The 19,448-nt window shown below is 54.5% G+C and carries 22 protein-coding genes; 12 read left to right on the forward strand and 10 right to left on the reverse strand.

Annotation, left to right across the window (positions count from 1 at the left end):
- Positions 1-11 precede the first annotated feature (11 nt).
- A complete protein-coding gene (locus H5P17_RS14285; protein WP_182823568.1) occupies positions 12-1,250 on the forward strand; it encodes an O-antigen ligase in 1,239 nt (412 codons plus the stop codon).
- Positions 1,251-1,254: 4 nt separating this feature from the next.
- Positions 1,255-2,238, forward strand: coding sequence for a glycosyltransferase (locus tag H5P17_RS14290; protein WP_182823570.1), 984 nt, complete (start codon positions 1,255-1,257; stop codon positions 2,236-2,238).
- Between the two features lies 1 nt (position 2,239).
- On the opposite strand, the gene H5P17_RS14295 is transcribed toward H5P17_RS14290, so the two are convergent.
- Both H5P17_RS14295 and H5P17_RS14300 read right to left on the reverse strand, forming a co-directional pair.
- Complete coding sequence (locus H5P17_RS14295; RefSeq protein ID WP_182823571.1) at positions 2,240-3,337, reverse strand: glycosyltransferase family 9 protein; 1,098 nt, start codon at positions 3,335-3,337, stop codon at positions 2,240-2,242.
- A 1-nt stretch (position 3,338) separates the two neighbouring features.
- Complete coding sequence (locus H5P17_RS14300; RefSeq protein ID WP_182823574.1) at positions 3,339-4,295, reverse strand: polysaccharide deacetylase family protein; 957 nt, start codon at positions 4,293-4,295, stop codon at positions 3,339-3,341.
- 211 nt (positions 4,296-4,506) lie between these two features.
- Here H5P17_RS14300 and rfaQ point away from each other — a divergent pair, with 211 nt between their 5' ends.
- The 3 genes from rfaQ to H5P17_RS14315 are packed head-to-tail and all read left to right on the forward strand — an operon-like array spanning position 4,507 to position 7,813.
- Entirely contained in the window at positions 4,507-5,589 is a 1,083-nt protein-coding gene (gene rfaQ, locus H5P17_RS14305) for a putative lipopolysaccharide heptosyltransferase III (protein ID WP_182823576.1), read from the forward strand.
- Positions 5,586-6,713, forward strand: a complete 1,128-nt coding sequence (locus H5P17_RS14310) for a glycosyltransferase family 4 protein (protein WP_044554893.1) — start codon at positions 5,586-5,588, stop codon at positions 6,711-6,713. Before rfaQ ends, H5P17_RS14310 begins: the two co-directional genes overlap by 4 nt.
- Before the next feature lie 2 nt (positions 6,714-6,715).
- Entirely contained in the window at positions 6,716-7,813 is a 1,098-nt protein-coding gene (locus tag H5P17_RS14315; protein ID WP_182823578.1) for a glycosyltransferase, read from the forward strand.
- A 32-nt stretch (positions 7,814-7,845) separates the two neighbouring features.
- On the opposite strand, the gene H5P17_RS14320 is transcribed toward H5P17_RS14315, so the two are convergent.
- Positions 7,846-8,859 carry a glycosyltransferase family 9 protein gene (locus H5P17_RS14320; RefSeq protein WP_182823580.1) on the reverse strand — a complete coding sequence of 338 codons (1,014 nt, stop codon included), beginning with the start codon at positions 8,857-8,859 and terminating at the stop codon, positions 7,846-7,848.
- Between the two features lie 125 nt (positions 8,860-8,984).
- Here H5P17_RS14320 and waaA point away from each other — a divergent pair, with 125 nt between their 5' ends.
- Genes waaA through coaD form a run of 3 tightly spaced genes read left to right on the forward strand, consistent with a single transcriptional unit; the run spans position 8,985 to position 11,525 of the window.
- Positions 8,985-10,262, forward strand: coding sequence for a lipid IV(A) 3-deoxy-D-manno-octulosonic acid transferase (waaA, locus tag H5P17_RS14325; RefSeq protein WP_182823581.1), 1,278 nt, complete (start codon positions 8,985-8,987; stop codon positions 10,260-10,262).
- Complete coding sequence (locus tag H5P17_RS14330) at positions 10,263-11,036, forward strand: glycosyltransferase family 2 protein (protein WP_182823584.1); 774 nt, start codon at positions 10,263-10,265, stop codon at positions 11,034-11,036.
- Positions 11,037-11,039: 3 nt separating this feature from the next.
- Positions 11,040-11,525, forward strand: a complete 486-nt coding sequence (gene coaD, locus H5P17_RS14335; protein ID WP_044554888.1) for a pantetheine-phosphate adenylyltransferase — start codon at positions 11,040-11,042, stop codon at positions 11,523-11,525.
- On the opposite strand, the gene mutM is transcribed toward coaD, so the two are convergent.
- The 4 genes from mutM to radC form a co-directional block, all read right to left on the reverse strand.
- Positions 11,526-12,335: a bifunctional DNA-formamidopyrimidine glycosylase/DNA-(apurinic or apyrimidinic site) lyase gene (gene mutM, locus H5P17_RS14340; RefSeq protein ID WP_182823586.1), complete on the reverse strand. Its 810-nt coding sequence runs from the start codon at positions 12,333-12,335 to the stop codon at positions 11,526-11,528.
- Positions 12,336-12,414: 79 nt separating this feature from the next.
- Entirely contained in the window at positions 12,415-12,582 is a 168-nt protein-coding gene (gene rpmG, locus H5P17_RS14345; protein ID WP_002208990.1) for a 50S ribosomal protein L33, read from the reverse strand.
- Positions 12,583-12,593: 11 nt separating this feature from the next.
- The gene (gene rpmB / locus H5P17_RS14350) at positions 12,594-12,830 is read right to left on the reverse strand and encodes a 50S ribosomal protein L28 (RefSeq protein WP_004931195.1); all 237 of its coding nucleotides are present in this window, start codon (positions 12,828-12,830) and stop codon (positions 12,594-12,596) included.
- A gap of 263 nt (positions 12,831-13,093) precedes the next feature.
- Positions 13,094-13,777, reverse strand: coding sequence for a DNA repair protein RadC (gene radC / locus H5P17_RS14355; protein ID WP_044554886.1), 684 nt, complete (start codon positions 13,775-13,777; stop codon positions 13,094-13,096).
- Positions 13,778-13,956: 179 nt separating this feature from the next.
- Here radC and coaBC point away from each other — a divergent pair, with 179 nt between their 5' ends.
- The 3 genes from coaBC (at position 13,957) to slmA (ending at position 16,466) form a co-directional block, all read left to right on the forward strand.
- The gene (gene coaBC / locus H5P17_RS14360; protein ID WP_182823587.1) at positions 13,957-15,174 is read left to right on the forward strand and encodes a bifunctional phosphopantothenoylcysteine decarboxylase/phosphopantothenate--cysteine ligase CoaBC; all 1,218 of its coding nucleotides are present in this window, start codon (positions 13,957-13,959) and stop codon (positions 15,172-15,174) included.
- Positions 15,152-15,610: a dUTP diphosphatase gene (dut, locus tag H5P17_RS14365; protein WP_046374864.1), complete on the forward strand. Its 459-nt coding sequence runs from the start codon at positions 15,152-15,154 to the stop codon at positions 15,608-15,610. The genes coaBC and dut overlap by 23 nt, the downstream gene beginning before the upstream one ends.
- A 259-nt stretch (positions 15,611-15,869) precedes the next feature.
- Positions 15,870-16,466, forward strand: coding sequence for a nucleoid occlusion factor SlmA (gene slmA / locus H5P17_RS14370; RefSeq protein WP_020837638.1), 597 nt, complete (start codon positions 15,870-15,872; stop codon positions 16,464-16,466).
- Positions 16,467-16,513: 47 nt separating this feature from the next.
- Here slmA and pyrE read toward each other — a convergent pair whose 3' ends face one another.
- A complete protein-coding gene (gene pyrE / locus H5P17_RS14375; protein WP_020837639.1) occupies positions 16,514-17,155 on the reverse strand; it encodes an orotate phosphoribosyltransferase in 642 nt (213 codons plus the stop codon).
- A 93-nt stretch (positions 17,156-17,248) separates the two neighbouring features.
- Positions 17,249-17,965, reverse strand: coding sequence for a ribonuclease PH (gene rph / locus H5P17_RS14380; protein WP_012147518.1), 717 nt, complete (start codon positions 17,963-17,965; stop codon positions 17,249-17,251).
- Between the two features lie 126 nt (positions 17,966-18,091).
- Between rph and H5P17_RS14385 the strand changes: the two genes are divergently transcribed.
- The gene (locus H5P17_RS14385) at positions 18,092-18,955 is read left to right on the forward strand and encodes a YicC/YloC family endoribonuclease (protein ID WP_044554883.1); all 864 of its coding nucleotides are present in this window, start codon (positions 18,092-18,094) and stop codon (positions 18,953-18,955) included.
- Positions 18,956-19,001: 46 nt separating this feature from the next.
- On the opposite strand, the gene H5P17_RS14390 is transcribed toward H5P17_RS14385, so the two are convergent.
- On the reverse strand, positions 19,002-19,397 hold the full coding sequence (locus tag H5P17_RS14390; RefSeq protein ID WP_370570041.1) for a hypothetical protein: 396 nt from the start codon (positions 19,395-19,397) through the stop codon (positions 19,002-19,004).
- Between the last annotated feature and the right edge of the window lie 51 nt (positions 19,398-19,448).

Genomic DNA, 19,448 nt, shown 5'->3' on the forward strand with positions numbered 1-19,448 from the left:
AACCCAGTCCCATGCAACTACTCAAAGAAACCACACCGCATCCTGTCTTCAGTTATCTGATCTATTTGGGATGCGCTATCGCATTTTGTACTATCCCCTTCGCTTCCGACACCGGGCGCAATCTTTTTTATGTCGCCAGCTATATCTCATTTATCGCCGTTTGCTTAAACCTGAAGTATTACTTTAAAAACAAAAGAAACCTTATCGTGCCCGTTCTGTTTTTCTGCGTAGGTATGGGGAGCATTTTCTGGTTGCAGCACTTCAAACAACCGGGCGAGTACATCAATATTTACCGTTCATACATGTCGACGGGCAAGTTACAGATCGCCACCGCCTTTATTCTGCTGATTGCGTTAAATGAACGCCTTTGCATGCAGCGCGCATTTATTGTTATTGCGTTGATGGCAGGTATTGCGGTTAACGGTTATTCCCTCTATCAGGGATTGTGGCTGAATATTGGCCGCGTAGAGATTAACTTCGATCGCGCTACCGTTGCCGCCTATTTGATTACCGCCATCAATCTGGTCATGCTGCAGGCGATTCTGATGCTGCGAACAAAATATCGCATTCCGCTGTATATCATCGGCTTTCTGGTCACCTTCTCCACGCTGGTGCTGACGGGCACTCGGGCGGCGATGCTGGTCTATCCGGTTGCGGTAGGCCTGTCGATACTGGCAACGAAAAACCTGATTTCCCATAAACACAAAATTCTGCTGATAACCTCGGTTCCACTGTTGCTGCTCGCCAGTGGTCTGGTCTTCAAATCACAGATTGAACAGCGGATTACCGCATTTCAAACCGACCTGCGATTGATCGATCAGCCTCAAACCGAGAACTCAATTATTTCCCGCATTTCGATGCAGATTGCCGCGATTCACACAGGTTCAGAGGCACCGCTGGGTCAATCTGCCGAACAGCGTGGAGAAGAAATTCGCGCCATGGTCTTACACGAGCCGCATTTGGCCGGCGTAATGCCTTATATCAATGTGCATATGCATAACGAGCTGCTGGAAACCTACTCGCTCAAAGGCGTCTGGGGGGCCCTGTTTTTACTGGCGCTCTACATCGGCTTATTTGTTTCCTCATTAAAACCTCATCGCAATGCACTGTTGCTGGGTGTGACCTTCAGCCTGTTTGTGTATGGGCTCAGCGACGTCATATTCTTTAGTACTGAAGGTACGGCAATTTTTTGCCTGGCGATTATTGCCAGCGTGCTTTCAGTGAAAAAAACGTCGGTCGCACAGGATTAACCTCATGAACTCATCGCCGCCTCTGCTCAGCGTTATCGTGCCATTTTACAACAACGAAAATTTCGTCGTTGCCAGCCTGAGCTCGCTGTTCAACCAGATCGGCGATGATATCGAGGTGGTCATCATTGATGACGGATCGACCGACAATTCCGCCTCGCTGGTACGCCAACTGTTAGCAGAACGCCGACATCCCCATGTGATCTTTATTGCGCAGGAAAATAGCGGTATCGCCCGTACCCGCAACGTTGGCTTGCAGCAGGTTACCGGGCGCTATGTCACCTTCCTCGACGGCGACGACTTGCTGAGCAGCGACTATCTGGCCATTCTGCGGCCGCTGCTGCAGGCAGACGAAGACGACCTGATCGATTTTAATTATCAGAAATTTGCTGACAGTCCGCCGGTACAGCCTGTCGGCGCCACGATCCGCCGCAGCACTTATGACTTTGCTGGCCAGGGCCTGGCCTGTCTCACTCCGTTATTTGCCCACTCAATGTGGCACCTGTGGAGCCGTGTCTATCGGCGCTCATTGTTGGGAGGTGATCGCTTCGAAGACGGTCGCCGCTATGAAGATGTCATTTTCACGCCTTTTCAATATTTCAAAACGCGCAAAATTGCTCATCTCGACCATGTGCTCTATTTCTATCGAGATAACAGTCAGGGGATCACCCGCAATATCAAACCCAAGGATATTGAGGACATGCTTTTTGCGACGGGGAAAATGTTGAGTTTTGTCGAACAGCACCGAGGTGACGAGCCACTGCGCCAGCTGGCGGCTCTGATGCTCGGGAACTGTTTTTCAGAAATCAGAGGGATGTCGAAAGCGCTGTACGGTTACTATCACTTTGAGCCGGAGACACTGGGTACCTTCAAACGCCTGGCTGAAGTTTGTAGCAACAGCGGCGTATCGCGAAAAAAAATCCGCCAAATGCGGTACGCACGCGTGGATACCTGGCTGTCAAAAATGCGCTGGCAACTGAAAAAGCGCTAACTCACTCTTTATTCAGCGATAAATGATCCACCACTTCAGCGTAAATACGCTGCGGCTGGATCACGCCCATCGGGCTTTCAGCCTCCAGCGGCAGGGTATAGCCGGTACGGGAAACCTGAATGATCCGATGCAGCTCCGGATCCTGAATCGGTCCGGTAGAGCGCGAATCCGCGGTGACAAACAGGCTGATGGTTTTTACCTTCAGCGCTACGGCTAAATGCAGTGGGCCGGTATCGCCGGTGACCAGCACATGGAAGCTGTCGATCAGCGTCAGCAACGCCTGTAATCCCGTTTTGCCGATGCGGTTGTCTACACACTCCCGGGTTTGAGGGCTAACCTGGCTCAGAAACTGCTGCGCTTTCCCTTCGTCGAAAGGCCCGCCAATCAGCACGATGCGCACATTGGCATGCTTGGCCACCAGCTCATCGGCCAACCGGGCAAAATGCGATACCGGCCAACAGCGCGATTCGGTAGAAGCGCCCAACTGAAAGCCGATAGTGCAGTGCTCGCTGCTTTTGACGCCCGGTTGATATGGCGCGGGAATTTCCATGGTGGGATCGTCGCTGCGGCAACCCAAAATGGAAATCAGCTCCAACTTGCGGCGAATAAAATGGCCGTAGTAATGGAAGATATAGTTGGTCAACCAAGGTTCCAGCCCACAAATTCCGGAGCTGTAGTTATCCCGGATAATGTATTTGGCCCCGGATAAAACGGCGCTGATAATGTCGTACGGCAAATGTGAGTGTAGGATCAGCGCCAAATCCGGCTGGTGTTCACGCAGCGACTTCAACAGCGGACGCAGGCTTTTGATTTTGCTGTCCCAATACACCACGCGATCGTAGTAGCGACCGTTTTCCACCAGTTCCTGATTCTTCTTGTGAACCACCAGAGTAATATGCGCGTTCGGATAGCGTTCCCGCATCGCCCGCAGCGCAGGCGTGTTAAACATAAAGTCGCCCAGCGCCGTCGTGGAATAGATGACGATATTGTCAAACTGCAGCCGACTGTCGAAAGTCGCCTTATCCTGGAAACGGCCGGACTTTGCGGTGTAACGTCGCAAAAACCAATCCGCGACCTTAATTTTCCATTTTTTCGACATGTCAGTTCACTTTAAGTTGATAATACTCGGCCAGCGTCATGCCAACCGTACGCTGCTGCAACCAGGCGAACAGCTGCTCTAAATCACGGTACAACACTTCAATATCCTGCTCGGTCTTAAAGGTTGGGCTGCCACCAGGCATAAACTCGGAAGAGTGGAGCATAAATTCCACGTAGTCATGCCCCTGCGCCAAACAGCGCTCAGCCACCCCCTTCATTTTTTCCAGGTTACCGCCGCTTGGGCGCAGCCAGTTAACCGACGGCGAACGCTGTTTGCCCCGCAGCCGATCGTAACCCTGCTTCAGCGTATTCATCAGCGCAGAATGCTTATACTGAATGCTCATCGGCACTTCCAGCAGCGACGACACGCCCGCTTTGGCGATATTTTCCGGATCGATAAAATAAGCCTGCGATGGGAAATGGCGATAGTCCGTACCGCCGTTACCCTGAGGGTTACCCGGTGAATATTGCCAGTTAACGCGCGGCGTAACCGAGCAATCCACCTGATAACCGTACTCCAGCAGCAAGGCGGCATAGTATTCGTTAAACGCCCAACGCCCGGCGCGATGGCTGAGCATTTTTGTCTGGAAGCTGTCTTCCAGCAGTTTGGTCATGTGATCGACCTTGGCGCGGATTTGTTCGGCCGGGTATTCGATCAGATAGGGTTTGTGCCGCCAGTCATCTTCGGTCAACGGCGTCAGCGGCGGACTGTTCCAGGCATGCAGATGCATCCCCACTTCGCCGGTGCCGCGGGCAATCACATCGCGAGCGAACTCGACATATTCTGCATCCATCGCCATTTCATAGTTGGTGAGGTACACCGGCTTAAAGCCATATTTCTCACACAGCGCCTGAAAGCGCGGTAAAAAGCGCGTGTTTTCGGTCAAAATGCGATCGTGGTTTTGCCACAGATTGTCGCCTTCGGTATCAATGGTGATGAGAAATGCCGGTTTGGTCATAAATATCGGGCCTGATATCAACAGAATGCATTATGTTACGCAGGGCGTTTCGCCAGGGCAATCGACTTTAGTGCCTGGTTTTGACAACGTTGAAGGCATTTTGTCACTTCCCAAGGCGATTTTTTCTCTTCACGGCAAGAAAACCGTGCAACAGTAGCCACATGCGATCGGGTCATTTAGAATCAAAGATTGGTTTCCCTGAAAGCGACTCATGATGAACGACGCGCCAGCCCTTGCTCCTGATACCTCGATACAGCGTATTTTGATCGTTAAACTTCGCCACCACGGCGACATGTTGCTGATCACGCCGGTCATCAATACCCTGCAGCAAAACTACCCGCAGGCACAGATCGACGTACTGCTGTATAAAGAAACCCAGGAGATGCTGGCCAGTCATCCGGCTTTGTCGAACGTCTTCGTTATCGATCGTCAATGGAAAAAACAGGGTACGAAAGCGCACCTGAGCCATGAACTGAATCTGATCCGACAGCTCAAGGCCCGGCGTTACGATCTGGTGGTCAACCTGGCCGATCAGTGGCGCAGCGCTATTCTCGCCCGGCTGACCGGTGCTCGTATCCGGCTGGGGTTCGATTTCCCCAAACGCCAGGGCTTCTTATGGCGACACTGCCACACACATTTGGTACCGGTCAACGATCATGCCCGGTTGCATACCGTTGAACAAAACCTGTCGCTGTTACAGCCACTTGGTTTGCCAGACGTCAGTCAGCAGGTCACTATGAGCTATCCACCGCAGGACTGGCAAGCCTGCGAGCAGTTGTTGCAGCAACAGGGTATCACCGGTGATTATATTGTGGTGCAACCCACTTCCCGCTGGTTCTTCAAATGCTGGAGTGAACAAAAAATGGCTGCCACCATCAGCGCGTTGCAGGCCGACGGTCACTCATTGGTGATCACCTCTGGCCCGGATCCGAAAGAACGCGAAATGGTGGCACGCATTCTGGCGCTCTGTCCGCCACAGGGCGTAGTGTCCCTGGCCGGGCAACTGACGCTGCGGCAACTGGCTGCCTTGATCGACCACGCTAAACTGTTTATCGGCGTAGATTCGGTGCCTATGCACATGGCCGCCGCGCTACAGACCCCTTGCGTCGCGCTATTTGGCCCTTCCAAACTGGTGTTCTGGCGTCCATGGCAGGTCATTGGCCGCGTGATATGGGCCGGTGATTATGGCTCCTTGCCCGATCCGGATGCGATTGATACCGGCACCGATGAACGTTATCTGGACCTTATTCCTACAGACGCGGTGATTGCAGCCGCGCGGAGCACGCTGGCATGAAAGCATTTCGTTTGGCGATCGTTCGCCAAAAATACCGTCCGGACGGTGGAGCTGAGCGTTTCGTCTCACGCGCCCTGGAGGCACTGGAACAGCAGGACCTCGATCTTAACGTCATCACCCGCGAATGGCAGGGTGATGCCAATCCGAACTGGCACATTCACCTGTGCAATCCGCTGAAATTAGGCCGCATCAGCCGTGAACGCGGCTTTGCCGACGCGGCCAGAACCCTGTGGCAAAAAGAACATTTCGATCTGGTGCAAAGCCATGAGCGCATTCCGGGTTGCGATATTTATCGCGCCGGCGATGGCGTACATCGTCGCTGGCTATTGCAGCGGGCGCGCCTGCTGCCGGAATGGCGCCGCAAGTGGCTGTTCTCCAACCGCTACCATCGCTACGTTATGTGTGCGGAAAGAGCGATGTACGCCGCACCGGAGCTGAAAGCGGTCATCTGCAACGCAGAAATGATCAAACAGGAAATAATCGATGATTTCGGTGTTCCCGCCGATAAAATCACGGTGATCTACAACGCCATTGATAATCAAAAATTTCTGCCCGCCAATGCCGAACAGCGACAGCAGCTACGTCAGCAATATCAGATCCCACAGCAGGCGCACTGCCTGATTTTTGTCGGCTCAGGTTTTGAACGTAAAGGATTGGCCGCCGCCATCCGCGCCGTCGCGGCCACCGACAGCTATCTGCTGGTGGTGGGCAAAGATAAGGCCGAAAAACGCTATCAGGCGTTGGCGCAGTCGCTCGGTTGCAGCGATCGGGTCCGGTTTATGGGAGTGCAGAAACAAACGCTGCCCTTCTACCAGGCCGCCGATGCGCTGTTATTACCGACGTTGTACGACCCGTTCCCCAACGTGATTCTGGAAGCCATGTCCTGTGGCCTGCCGGTGATCACCAGTACCACCTGTGGCGGTGCCGAATTTATCACTCAGGGGCAAAATGGGTTTGTGACCGATGCCCTCGACGTACCGGCGTTAATCGAGGCGATCACTGCGTTGCCACGTCAGGCTCAGGGCTCCACCATGGGTGAAGCCGCAAGATTACGTATCATGTCGGCTACCCCGGCACACCTGTCGGAACAGCTGATTTCCCTTTATAACCGGCTGCTGGATTAACTATGCGTATTCTGATGATTATCGACGGTCTGCCTGGCGGCGGCGCAGAAAAAGTGGTGCTGACGCTGTGCCAGGGCATGCAGCAAATGGGCAATGACGTCAGCCTGATTTCATTGCGCGATGTCTGTAACTACCCGATCCCTAACGGTATTCACTACCAGGTGGTGGCGGACAGCAGCCGTTCGCCATGGCGCAAACTGACCGAACTGTCGCGCCGCGCCGCCGCGTTGGACAAAGCCATCGCCGACAATGAACGGCAAAATGGCGCCTATGATTTGGTGTTCTCCAACTTGCATAAAACCGATCGCATCGTCAGCCGCAGCAAACTGCTCTCGTCAGATCGCCTGTGGTTCTGCATTCACGGCATCCTTTCAACCTCTTATCTGGGCCACCGCAAGGGACTGGATCGCTGGTTGAAACAGCGAAAAATTGCGACGGTTTACCAAGGCAGAAATATCGTTGCGGTATCAAAGGCCGTTGGGGACGATTTACAGCGGAACCTGCCGATCCAGCCAAGCAGACTGGAAGTGATCAACAATCCGTTCGATATTGCCAGCATCGAGCAGCAGGCGGCAGAACCCTGCGAGTTGGCGGGCAAAGATTACCTGGTGCACGTTGGGCGTTTTCATGCTCACAAGCGGCACGATCGCCTGCTGAAAGCCTACGCCCAATCGGGTATACAGGCACCTCTGGCGCTGATCGGCACCGGCAGCGAATCCCATATCGCGCAGGTGAAGCAATTGGCTAGCCAACTGGGCATTGCCGAGCGCGTGCTGTTTCTCGGCTTCCAGGCCAATCCCTATCCGTTTATTCGCCACGCATCCCTGCTGGTGCTGAGCTCCGACAGCGAGGGCTTTGGCAACGTATTGGTTGAAGCGCTGCTGTGCGGTACGCCGGTGGTCAGCACCCGTTGCCCGGGCGGTCCTGCGGAAATTCTGGAAAAAGCGGGAATGGAGAACGCGCTGGCGGATCTCAATGAAAAATCGCTGGCGGAAAAAATGACGGAAATGTATGCCACTCCCTCGGAGATTAATCACCAACAGCTGCTGAGCTATGGGCTACAGCCTATTTGTCAGCAATATTTAGCGCTCAAAAAATAATTAAGGCAGGGGAAACCCTGCCTTATTTTTAATTAATTAAACGCCTGTATTTTTTCCCAAACGTCATCAACGGGCACATCAATACAGTCACCCGATTCGGTCTGCAAAATGTGATAGCGGCCGGACCATGGGTGCCAGGATTCTTTATCCGTATCACCAAAGAACACCACCATATCTTTATTCAATGCGGCGGCCAGATGCATCTGCCCGCCATCACTGCACAACACCCTGTCGCATAAATCAAAGCCGGCCAGTAATTCACGCACCGACGCCGTTGGGTACAGCGCCACACGCTCGTTCTGGCACAGCGCCAACAGCTGCTCTGCACGTTTCTGATCGCCAATATCATCCGGCGTCAGCGTGCCCTGAGGCGACCAAAAAATCAGGACTGCCGTGTTGGGTTCAGCAAGTAAGCGATTGATAATTTCGGCATAGCGCTCGATCAGCCAACGCCGCTTAGGGCTGCGGCTACTGATATGAACGGCACAGATCCGTTCAACTGGCGGTAAGCAGGCCTGCAACCGCTGCGCTGCCTGCTGACGCTCTTCCGGTGTCAGAAACACCCGCACCGGTGGGATAGGGATAGGTTGTTCGGTAATGGCCGAGAGGTAGCTGAAGGTATGTTCTACCTGGTGTTTTCCGCTGAAATTCGCCTTGCGGAAAGGGTGATGAATATCAGGCGTGCCTAAATCTGCGCCAATGATATTGCTGACCCCGGCCATTTTTGCCAATCGCAGGCTGTACTTGCAGGGTACCGGATTGGCCAGGATGGCCGCGTCGAATTTTATTTTACGCAGCTGAAGGAAAATCATCAGCCGTTCGAAATAAACCCCCAGCGTGGTTTCATTTTTCGCCTTGTGCTTTGCTTTTTTATAGACAAAGACTTTTTCCAGATGTGGGTTGTTTTTAACGACATCCTGGCTAACTTTATTGATTAACAGATAAAGTTTGGCGTCCGGATAGGCAATTTTCACCCCCTCGATCAACGGAGTGGTACAAACAAGATCGCCAATATTGTCACGGCGAATAATTAAAATATTCTTCATTCCAAGCCTATCAGCGAAATCTCTCGCCTGTTGTCTGAAACTGACACCCAAGGTTACCAAATTAGCGCCTTTCCCTTCCAGTTATGGTACTATTCTGAATAACCCATATAAATGAAATTGATAGAATGTTGCTGCGTTTATATCAGGTACTACTCTACCTTATCCAACCCCTGATCTGGCTCCGCTTACTGTGGCGCAGCCGCAAAGCTCCAGCCTACCGTAAACGCTGGGCAGAACGCTATGGCTTCTGCGCCGGCAAAGTCGTGCCGGGCGGGATCATGCTGCATTCCGTCTCTGTGGGTGAAACGCTGGCCGCCATCCCCTTGGTCCGCGCACTACGCCACCGCTACCCCTATTTACCGATTACTGTGACCACGATGACACCGACAGGTTCAGAACGCGTGCAGTCCGCCTTTGGTAAAGACGTTCATCATGTTTATCTGCCTTACGATCTGCCTGGCTCGATGCGCCGCTTCCTGGATCAGGTGAATCCCAAGCTGGTCATCATCATGGAAACCGAGCTGTGGCCCAACCTGATTAACGCTCTGCACCAGCGCCAAATCCCGCTGGTGATCGCCAACGCCCGCCTCTCTGCCCGCTCAGCCGCCGGCTATAAAAAAATCGGCGGTTTTGTCCGTGATATGCTGCGCCGTATTACGCTGATCGCCGCGCAAAATCAGGAAGATGGCGAGCGCTTTATCGAACTGGGCCTGAAGCGCTCGCAGCTTACCGTCACTGGCAGTCTGAAATTCGATATTTCCGTCACCCCGGAGCTGGCCGCACGCGCGGTCACATTGCGCCGCCAATGGGCGCCGCGTCGCCCGGTGTGGATCGCCACCAGCACCCATGAAGGCGAAGAAAGCATTCTGCTGGCGGCGCACCGCAAACTGCTGGAAAAACATCCTGACCTGCTGCTGATCCTGGTGCCTCGTCATCCGGAGCGGTTTGCGACGGCCAAAGATCTGGTGCAGAAAGCCGGTTTTAGCTACACCCTGCGCAGCAGCGGTGAAATTCCTTCCGGCGGCACTCAGGTGGTGATCGGCGATACCATGGGCGAGCTGATGCTGCTGTACGGCATTGCCGACCTGGCCTTCGTTGGCGGCAGCCTGGTGGAACGCGGCGGGCATAACCCGTTGGAAGCCGCTGCACACGCCATCCCGGTGCTGATGGGGCCACATACCTTCAACTTCAAGGACATTTGCGCCAAACTGTCGCAAGCCGAGGGGTTGATCACCGTGACCAACGAGGAATCGCTGGTCAAGGAAGTGGCTACATTGCTCACCGATGAAGACTATCGTCGCTATTACGGGCGCCACGCGGTGGAAGTGCTGTATCAAAACCAGGGAGCGCTGCAGCGCCTGCTGCAACTACTGGAACCGCACCTGCCGCCACGGAGCCATTAAATGAGCGACCGTAGAAGCCTATCGGTGGTGATTATCGCCAAGAACGAGGCCGGGTTGCTGCCGGACTGCCTGAACTCCGTTGCCTGGGCAGACGAAATCGTCATGCTCGATTCTGGCAGCCAGGATGACAGCGTCGCCGTTGCCGAAAGCCTGGGTGCCAAAGTGTTCACCCATACCGACTGGCAGGGCTTCGGCAAACAGCGACAACTGGCTCAAAGTTACGCCAGCCACGACTACATTCTGATGATTGACGCCGACGAACGCGTTACGCCGGAATTGCGCCGGTCGATTGAACAAACGCTGGCCGCGCCGGATGAGAATAAGGTTTACAGCTGCGCACGCCGCAACCTGTTCCTTGGGCGCTTTATGCGCCACAGCGGCTGGTATCCCGATCGCGTCAACCGCCTGTATGCCAATCAGCGTTATCGCTATAACGACAATCTGGTGCACGAATCGCTCAATACTGACGGAGCGAAAGTGGTGCCCCTTAGCGGCGACCTGCTGCACCTGACCTGCCGTGACTTTTTTGCCTTTCAGCGCAAACAACTGCGTTATGCTGAAGAGTGGGCTATTCAACGCCACCAGGCCGGCAAGCGCTGTGGCTATCTGTCGATAATGACCCATACCCTTGGCGCCTTTTGCAAAACCTGGCTGCTGCGTGCCGGCTTCCTGGACGGTAAACAGGGGTTGCTGTTAGCCGTGGTCAACGCGCAATATACTTTCAATAAATATGCCGCACTCTGGGCATTGGGCCGCAACTATTCAGAGAAGTGAATCATGACCCGTAAAGCCATTTATCCCGGTACTTTCGATCCCATGACTAACGGCCACCTGGATTTGGTGACGCGCGCATCTTTGATGTTCGATCACGTCATCCTGGCCATTGCCGCGAGCCCGAGCAAAAAACCGCTGTTCACGCTGGATGAACGCGTAGCCTTGGCCAGCCAGGTGACGTCGCATCTGGATAACGTGGAAGTGCTGGGGTTCAGTGAACTGATGGCACACTTTGCCGCCCATCAGAATGCCAATATTCTGGTACGCGGCTTGCGTGCAGTCTCTGACTTTGAATATGAATTGCAGTTGGCGAACATGAACCGTCATTTAATGCCGACGCTGGAAAGCGTATTCCTGATGCCTTCCGAAGAGTGGTCGTTTATTTCCTCTACCCTGGTGAAGGAAGTCGCACGCCACGGCGGCGATATATCCCCTTTCCTGCCTGCGGTGGTCACACAGGCATTGTTCGAAAAGCTCGCCGAACAGTAATCAGCGCTGGCAGCGACGGCAGAAGAAAGTGCTGCGCTGCCCGTGTTTGGCAGACTCAATCGGCGTACCACACGCACGACAAGGCTCACCCGCGCGGCCATACACCTGTAACTCCTGCGCGAAATAACCCGGTTTACCGTCTGACTGCAGGAAATCGCGCAACGTGGTGCCCCCCTGTTCGATTGAACGCAGCAACACCGCCTTGATGGTCTCCGCCAATAACTCCGCCTCCGCTTTGCTCAGCGAGCCTGCTGGACGGTCTGGCAAGATCCCGGCGGTAAACAGCGATTCACTGGCGTAGATGTTGCCGACCCCGACCACCAGCTTGTTATCCATCAACCAGGGTTTGATCAGCGTGCGCTTGTTGCGTGACTTTTCGTACAGGTAAGCGCCGTTAAAGGCTTCGCTTAGCGGTTCCGGCCCCAGGTGCGCCAGCACGTTGCTGGCCGCCAGGTCCTCGCACCATAACCAGGCGCCAAAATGGCGGGGATCGGTATAGCGCAGGATCATGCCATTGCTGATCACCAGATCGACGTGGTCATGCTTGCCGGCCTCGGCTTCCTCAGCCAGCATGCGCAGGCTGCCGGACATACCCAGGTGAACGATAATCCAACCGTGGTCCAGTTCAATCAGCAGATACTTGGCACGGCGTTGCACGCTGCGCACCGGTTGGTCGCTCAGCGCCAGAATTTGCTCGGAAACCGGCCAGCGCAGGCGGGCATTGCGCACCACCGCATATTGAATGCTGTGCCCGACAAGATAAGGCTCAATCCCGCGTCGGCTGGTTTCAACTTCTGGTAATTCAGGCATCTGGCGCTCTCCCGTTGATTTCCTACCTTTATAAAACAAAAAACCCGGCCGAGGCCGGGTTTTTATTAATCCACTAAAATTATTTAATTTTAGCTTCTTTGTACAGTACGTGTTGACGGACAACTGGATCGAATTTCTTCAGTTCCAATTTTTCCGGCTTAGTACGCTTGTTCTTCGTGGTGGTATAGAAGTGACCAGTACCAGCAGAAGAAACCAGCTTGATCTTCTCGCGAACACCTTTAGCCATGATTCAGTTCCTTAATACTTCTCACCACGGGCACGCAGATCGGCCAAGACCGTCTCAATACCCTTCTTATCGATAACACGCATACCTTTAGCAGATACACGCAGAGTTACAAAGCGCTTCTCAGCCTCAACCCAAAAACGGTGTGAGTGCAGGTTCGGCAGAAAACGGCGTTTGGTCGCGTTCATTGCGTGGGAACGGTTGTTACCGCTCACCGGGCGCTTGCCAGTAACTTGGCAGACTCGGGACATGTCTATTCTCCAAAAATCAAATCAGCTCGAGCTTCGTATAGGGTATGGCCGCCTCGTCAGGCTTTTAGAGCCCATCTCAGCAAACTTCACACTGAGGAGACTCTCGTCATCAGGTCAGAAACCACACATCAGGTTAGAAACCTGCTGAGATAGGCTCTTGCGCCAAACCCAAGATTCTCAAAGGTGGCGTAGTATACGCTCTGAAGCGTAAGTGCTCAAGTCCCGAACAGCTAAAGATCCCATAAGGATCGCGAAAAAATCGCTTAAAGCCATCCGCGCTCGGCAAAAGAGACGCATTCACCCCGACCTATAACCAAATGATCGAGCACTCGGATCTCCAATAACAGGCAGGCATTAACCACTTGCTCAGTTATCAAACGGTCGGCGTGGCTGGGTTCAGCCTTACCCGAAGGATGATTATGCGCCAGAATAATGGCGGCCGCATTAGCCTTCAACGCTTCGCGCACAATTTCTCTCGGGTGTACGACGACGCTGCTGATGGTACCAGCAAACATCTCCTGATGGCGAATAACACGGTGCTGATTGTCTAAAAACAATACCAAAAACACTTCCCGCTCATGGTGCGCCAGCAAACTTTGCAGATAATGCTGGGTCATCCTGGGGTTGAGCATGGCATTTTCCTGTGCCAGATGACTGGAAAAGAAGCGGAACGCCAGCTCCGAAATCGCCTGCAGTTGGGCATAACTGGAATTCCCCAGCCCTTTATGGCTGCAAAAAACCGAATGATCTGCCGACATCAGGTGATACAGCGAGCCAAACTGCGCCAATAATTGCTCTGCCAGTTGCATAACGTGCACACCGGGAAAGCCCGTGCGCAGGAAAATGGCCAGCAGCTCCGCATCGGACAATGCCGAAGCCCCGTAATGCAACAATTTTTCCCGTGGCGCCAATGTGTCCTGCCACAGGGTGATTACCTGACTGCTCATCATCGCCCCCCGAAAACGCCACAGCATGCCACGCAGCGAAGCAGCCCACGACAGGTGTTTGATAACATTGCGAAGTGCTGCGCAAAGCACAATGTAACGCGTTGCAGGCGCAGCGGAATCACTCACCTGTCGGACGGTTATGCTAAAATGGCACATCTTTCGGATTCAATCGGACAATCATGATGACGGGACTTTCCGGCAAACATATTGTGCTTGGCATCAGTGGCGGTATCGCCGCATACAAATGCCCAGAACTGGTACGCCGCCTGCGTGACAGAGGCGCGGAAGTGCGTGTGATAATGACCGGCGCGGCGAAAGCCTTTATAACGCCGCTGACACTGCAGGCCGTTTCCGGCTACCCGGTATCGGACGATCTGCTGGATCCCGCTGCCGAAGCTGCCATGGGTCATATTGAGCTCGGTAAATGGGCGGACCTGGTGATTCTGGCCCCGGCCACCGCCGATTTGCTGGCGCGCGTCGCTGCCGGAATGGCCAACGACCTGCTGACCACCGTCTGCCTGGCCACGGCGGCACCGATCGCTGCCGCACCCGCCATGAATCAACAGATGTACCGCGCCGTCGCCACCCAGGCCAATCTGCAGACGCTGCAGGCGCGCGGCATACTGCTATGGGGGCCTGACAGTGGCAGCCAGGCTTGTGGCGACGTCGGCCCAGGCCGCATGCTCGATCCGCTGGAAATCGTCGAACTGGCGAACAGCCATTTCTCCGCACCGCAAGATCTGAAACATTTAAAGATTATGCTCACCGCCGGCCCCACGCGCGAAGCGCTGGATCCGGTTCGTTTCATCAGCAACCACAGCTCCGGTAAGATGGGTTTTGCCATCGCCGCCGCCGCCGCCGCACGCGGTGCGCAGGTCACGCTGATCGCCGGGCCGGTCACCCTGCCAACGCCGCCGTCGGTCGACCGTGTAGATGTGATCAGCGCATTGGAAATGGAGCAGGCGGTCCAGCAAGGCGCCGGCCAACAGGATATTTTTATTTCCTGTGCCGCCGTGGCCGATTACCGTGCCGAGCAGATTTCCGATGAAAAAATAAAAAAACAGGGTGATGAAATCATCCTCAAAATGGTAAAAAACCCCGATATCGTTGCCGGCGTTGCCGCGATGACCAAAAATCGGCCTTTTGTCGTGGGGTTTGCTGCCGAAACCCAGAATGTGGAAGAATACGCGCGACAAAAACTGGCGCGTAAGAAACTGGATTTAATTTGCGCTAACGATGTATCGCTTGCAGAGCATGGGTTTAACAGCGACACCAATGCCTTGCACCTTTTTTGGCAGAATGGAGAAAAGCGCCTGCCGCTGAGCGACAAGGCACTCCTTGGCCAACGTTTAATAGACGAGATAGTCAGCCGTTATGATGAAAAAAATCGACGTTAAAATCCTCGACCCGCGTATCGGAAAGGATTTCCCTTTACCGACCTACGCCACCCCAGGTTCCGCAGGCCTTGATCTACGCGCCTGCCTGGACAGCGCCGTCGAGTTGGCGCCGGGTGAAACCACGCTGCTGCCAACGGGCCTGGCTATTCATATTGCCGACACCGATCTTGCCGCAGTGATCCTGCCGCGTTCCGGTCTGGGCCATAAACACGGTGTGGTGCTGGGCAATCTGGTCGGCCTGATCGACTCTGATTACCAGGGCCAACTGATGGTTTCCGTCTGGAACCGTGGTCAGAAATCCTTCACTATTGAGCCAGGTGAACGTATCGCGCAGATGGTGTTCGTGCCGGTCGTACAGGCCGAATTCAATCTGGTAGAAGAGTTCGACAGCAGCGAACGCGGTGCCGGTGGCTTTGGCCACTCAGGCCGCCACTAAGCGCTGCCCGAGACCTGACCGACGACAAGGATTGTCGCCTTAAATCTTGCTACCCCGGAGAGAAGGACAGCTCCATGGCAAGATTTGGCCGACTACGATTACAGCGCATACCAGGGCGCACGGAGAATACAGGTCGTTAAGGCCGCTGACCCCAGCATCGTAAAAAAGCTATCACATAAGCCGCACAGAGCTTTCTCTGCAACGGCCGGTGCCCGGGTTTCCGAAAGTCTAAGCAGTTTTAGCAAGGGTCTAATCAGACATGGCAGAAAAAGAAAATATCAAAAGGAATCGGCGCGAGGAAATACTGCAGGCATTAGCCCAGATGCTGGAGTCCAGCGACGGTAGCCAGCGTATTACCACCGCTAAACTTGCCGCTAACGTCGGAGTCTCCGAAGCTGCACTGTACCGGCACTTTCCCAGCAAAACGCGGATGTTCGACAGCCTGATCGAGTTTATTGAAGACAGCCTGATAACGCGCATCAACCTGATTTTGCAGGATGAAAAAGAGACCTTTAATCGCCTGCGCCTGATTTTGCTGCTGGTATTGGGGTTCGCCGAACGCAACCCTGGCCTGACGCGAATCATGACCGGCCATGCGTTGATGTTTGAACAGGATCGACTGCAAGGCCGAATCAACCAGCTGTTTGAACGCATTGAAGCGCAATTGCGTCAGGTACTGAAAGAGCGAAAACTGCGGGAAGGCAAAGGCTTTATCGTGGACGAAACGCTGCTGGCAAGCCAGCTGCTGGCGTTCTGCGAGGGGATGCTGTCGCGCTACGTGCGATCTGAATTCCGCTATCGCCCAACCCAAGAGTTCGATGGCCGCTGGCCACTGCTGGCGGCACAGCTGCAATAACCCCGTTATCGGGCGCATTTAACGCGCCCGATAACCTAGATTCTGCGTTAAACCCCGTACTGCTCACGATAGGCGCGCACCGCCGCCAGATGATCCGCCATTTCTGGCTTTTCTTCGAGATAAACAATCAAATCCTTCAGCGTCACGATGGAAATCACCTTGCAGTGATAGTCACGCTCAACTTCCTGAATGGCTGAAATATCCGCACGACCGCGTTCTTGACGATCGAGTGAAATCAGCACGCCGGCCAACGTTGCGCCGCTGGCACCGATGATTTCCATGGATTCACGGATAGCCGTACCGGCAGTGATCACATCATCCACCAGCATCACGCGGCCCTGCAGCGGGCTGCCTACCAGCGTGCCGCCTTCGCCGTGGGTCTTGGCTTCCTTACGGTTAAAGCAGTAAGGCACGTCACGCTCATGGTGCTCTGCCAAAGCCACCGCCGTGGTGGTGGCAATCGGGATACCTTTGTAAGCAGGACCAAACAGCAGATCGAACTCGATACCGGAATCCATCAGAGCTTCGGCATAGAAACGCCCCAGCAGTGCGAGATCGCGCCCGGTATTAAACAGGCCGGCATTAAAGAAATACGGGCTGGTGCGGCCGGATTTCAGGGTGAACTCGCCGAATTTCAATACCTGCTTGTTAAGCGCGAACTCGATAAACTGGCGCTGATAGGCTTTCATTACTGCTTCTCCTCGTCTGGTCGGTTAGATCTGTTAATACTGCCGCCCGATCGCCGGGCGTAAAAAAGGCGACTCTTGAGTCGCCTTAAAAAATCAGTCTGCCAGCGCCGCTTTCTGCGCCTGGAAGATGGTATCGATGCCCCCTCGGGCCAGCGCCAATAGCGCCAACAGCTCATCGTGGCTGAACGGCTCGCCCTCGGCGGTGCCCTGCACCTCGATCATGCGGCCATCTTCCATCATCACCACGTTCATGTCGGTTTCTGCTGCAGAGTCCTCAACATACTCCAAATCGCACAGCGCTTCGCCGTTAACGATACCGACGGAAACCGCCGCCACCAGCCCTTTCATCGGGTTGGCTTTCAGCTTGCCGTTGGCCACCAGCGCATTTAACGCATCGGCCAGCGCAACGCAGGCGCCGGAAATGGACGCGGTACGGGTACCGCCATCGGCCTGCAGTACGTCACAGTCGAGGGTGATAGTGAACTCACCGAGTTTTTTCAGATCTACCGCTGCACGGAGCGAACGGGCGATCAGGCGCTGGATCTCCAGCGTGCGGCCCCCCTGCTTGCCTTTGGCGGCCTCACGGGCGTTACGGCTGTGGGTGGAACGCGGCAGCATGCCGTACTCAGCGGTGATCCAACCCTGGCCCTGACCTTTCAGGAAGCGCGGCACACCCTCTTCTACCGTGGCGGTGCACAAAACTTTGGTATCGCCAAACTCAACCAGCACTGAGCCTTCTGCGTGTTTGGTATAATGACGGGTCAGTGTCAGTGGGCGAACTTGTTGTGGTGCTCTGCCTGCAGGACGCATGGGCTCTCTCCGGCTTCTTATCAACGATTGGCTGCGCATTATACGGGCTTCGTGACGTAATGCCTATCCTGCCCGGAGGTCCAACGCTATAATCGCTCCATCTTTTCCTATTACGGGTACGCATCAATGATCCGCAGCATGACAGCCTACGCTCGGCGAGAAATCAAGGGTGAATGGGGCAGCGCAGCTTGGGAGCTGCGTTCCGTTAACCAACGCTATCTGGAAACCTACATCCGTCTGCCGGAGCAATTCCGCAGCCTGGAGCCGGTGATCCGCGAACGCATCCGTGGTCGTCTGACCCGTGGCAAAGTGGAGTGCAACCTGCGCTTTGAGCTGGATCCGAGCGCGCAAAGCTCGATGATCCTGAACGAAAAACTGGCCAAGCAGCTGGTTGAAGCCGCCAACTGGGTAAAAATGCAGAGCGACGAAGGGGAAATCGATCCTATCGATGTCCTGCGTTGGCCTGGCGTGATGTCAGCTCAGGAGCAGGATCTGGACGCCATCAGCGCACAGCTGATGCAAGCGTTGGATGGCGCACTGGATGACTTCATTGTTGCTCGCGAAAGCGAAGGCACCGCATTGAAAGCGCTGATCGAACAGCGTCTGGAAGGCGTGAGCGCTGAAGTGGTCAAGGTTCGCGCCCAAATGCCCAACATTCTGCAATGGCAGCGTGAGCGTCTGGTCAGCAAACTGGAAGAAGCCCAGGTACAGCTGGAAAACACCCGCCTGGAACAGGAACTGGTGCTGATGGCGCAGCGTATTGACGTTGCCGAAGAGCTGGATCGCCTGGAAGCCCACGTAAAAGAAACGCACAACATCCTGAAGAAGAAAGAAGCCGTGGGCCGTCGCCTCGACTTTATGATGCAGGAGTTCAACCGCGAATCCAACACGCTGGCATCCAAGTCCATCAATGCCGAAGTGACCACTTCAGCCATCGAGCTGAAAGTGTTGATCGAGCAGATGCGCGAACAGATCCAGAACATCGAGTAACCGATTCATTCCTGGCTTAAGCCCGCGTTAGCGGGCTTTTTTATGGTTAGGCTCTGGGTAAACTCGCGGCTTGTTCCTCAGTAATCAACCCCATTTTTTGCAGTTGAACAGCAATCCCCCAGCTTGAACGCTCAAATTCACGGCTCATCACCTCCAGCGTCATACCCTCGGCATGGCTTTCCTGCAGCCGCTGTTTCTCTTCTTCATCCCAAGGGAAATAGGATTTTGCCGGCCGCCCTTCAGTAATATTTTTCTGCCGTTTCTCCTCCGGCGTTAACTTGGTTTTTTTCTGGCGTTCAGCCTCACTATGAAACTCTTCCGCCAGGGCGAACAAAAGACGAATTGCCTCTGGCGAACTGGCCATCGAGGCGGGTTTCAATAACTCGCCGGTATCAGGATTGACGCCATTCGCCAAAGCACGCAATTGGGTGCTGATATTCATCATCCCTCTCCTCATCCTGAGAAAATAGGCCACCTTGTGTGGTGGAAGGTC

This window comes from Serratia sp. OS31 (assembly GCF_014164835.1).
Taxonomy (GTDB): domain Bacteria; phylum Pseudomonadota; class Gammaproteobacteria; order Enterobacterales; family Enterobacteriaceae; genus Serratia; species Serratia liquefaciens_A.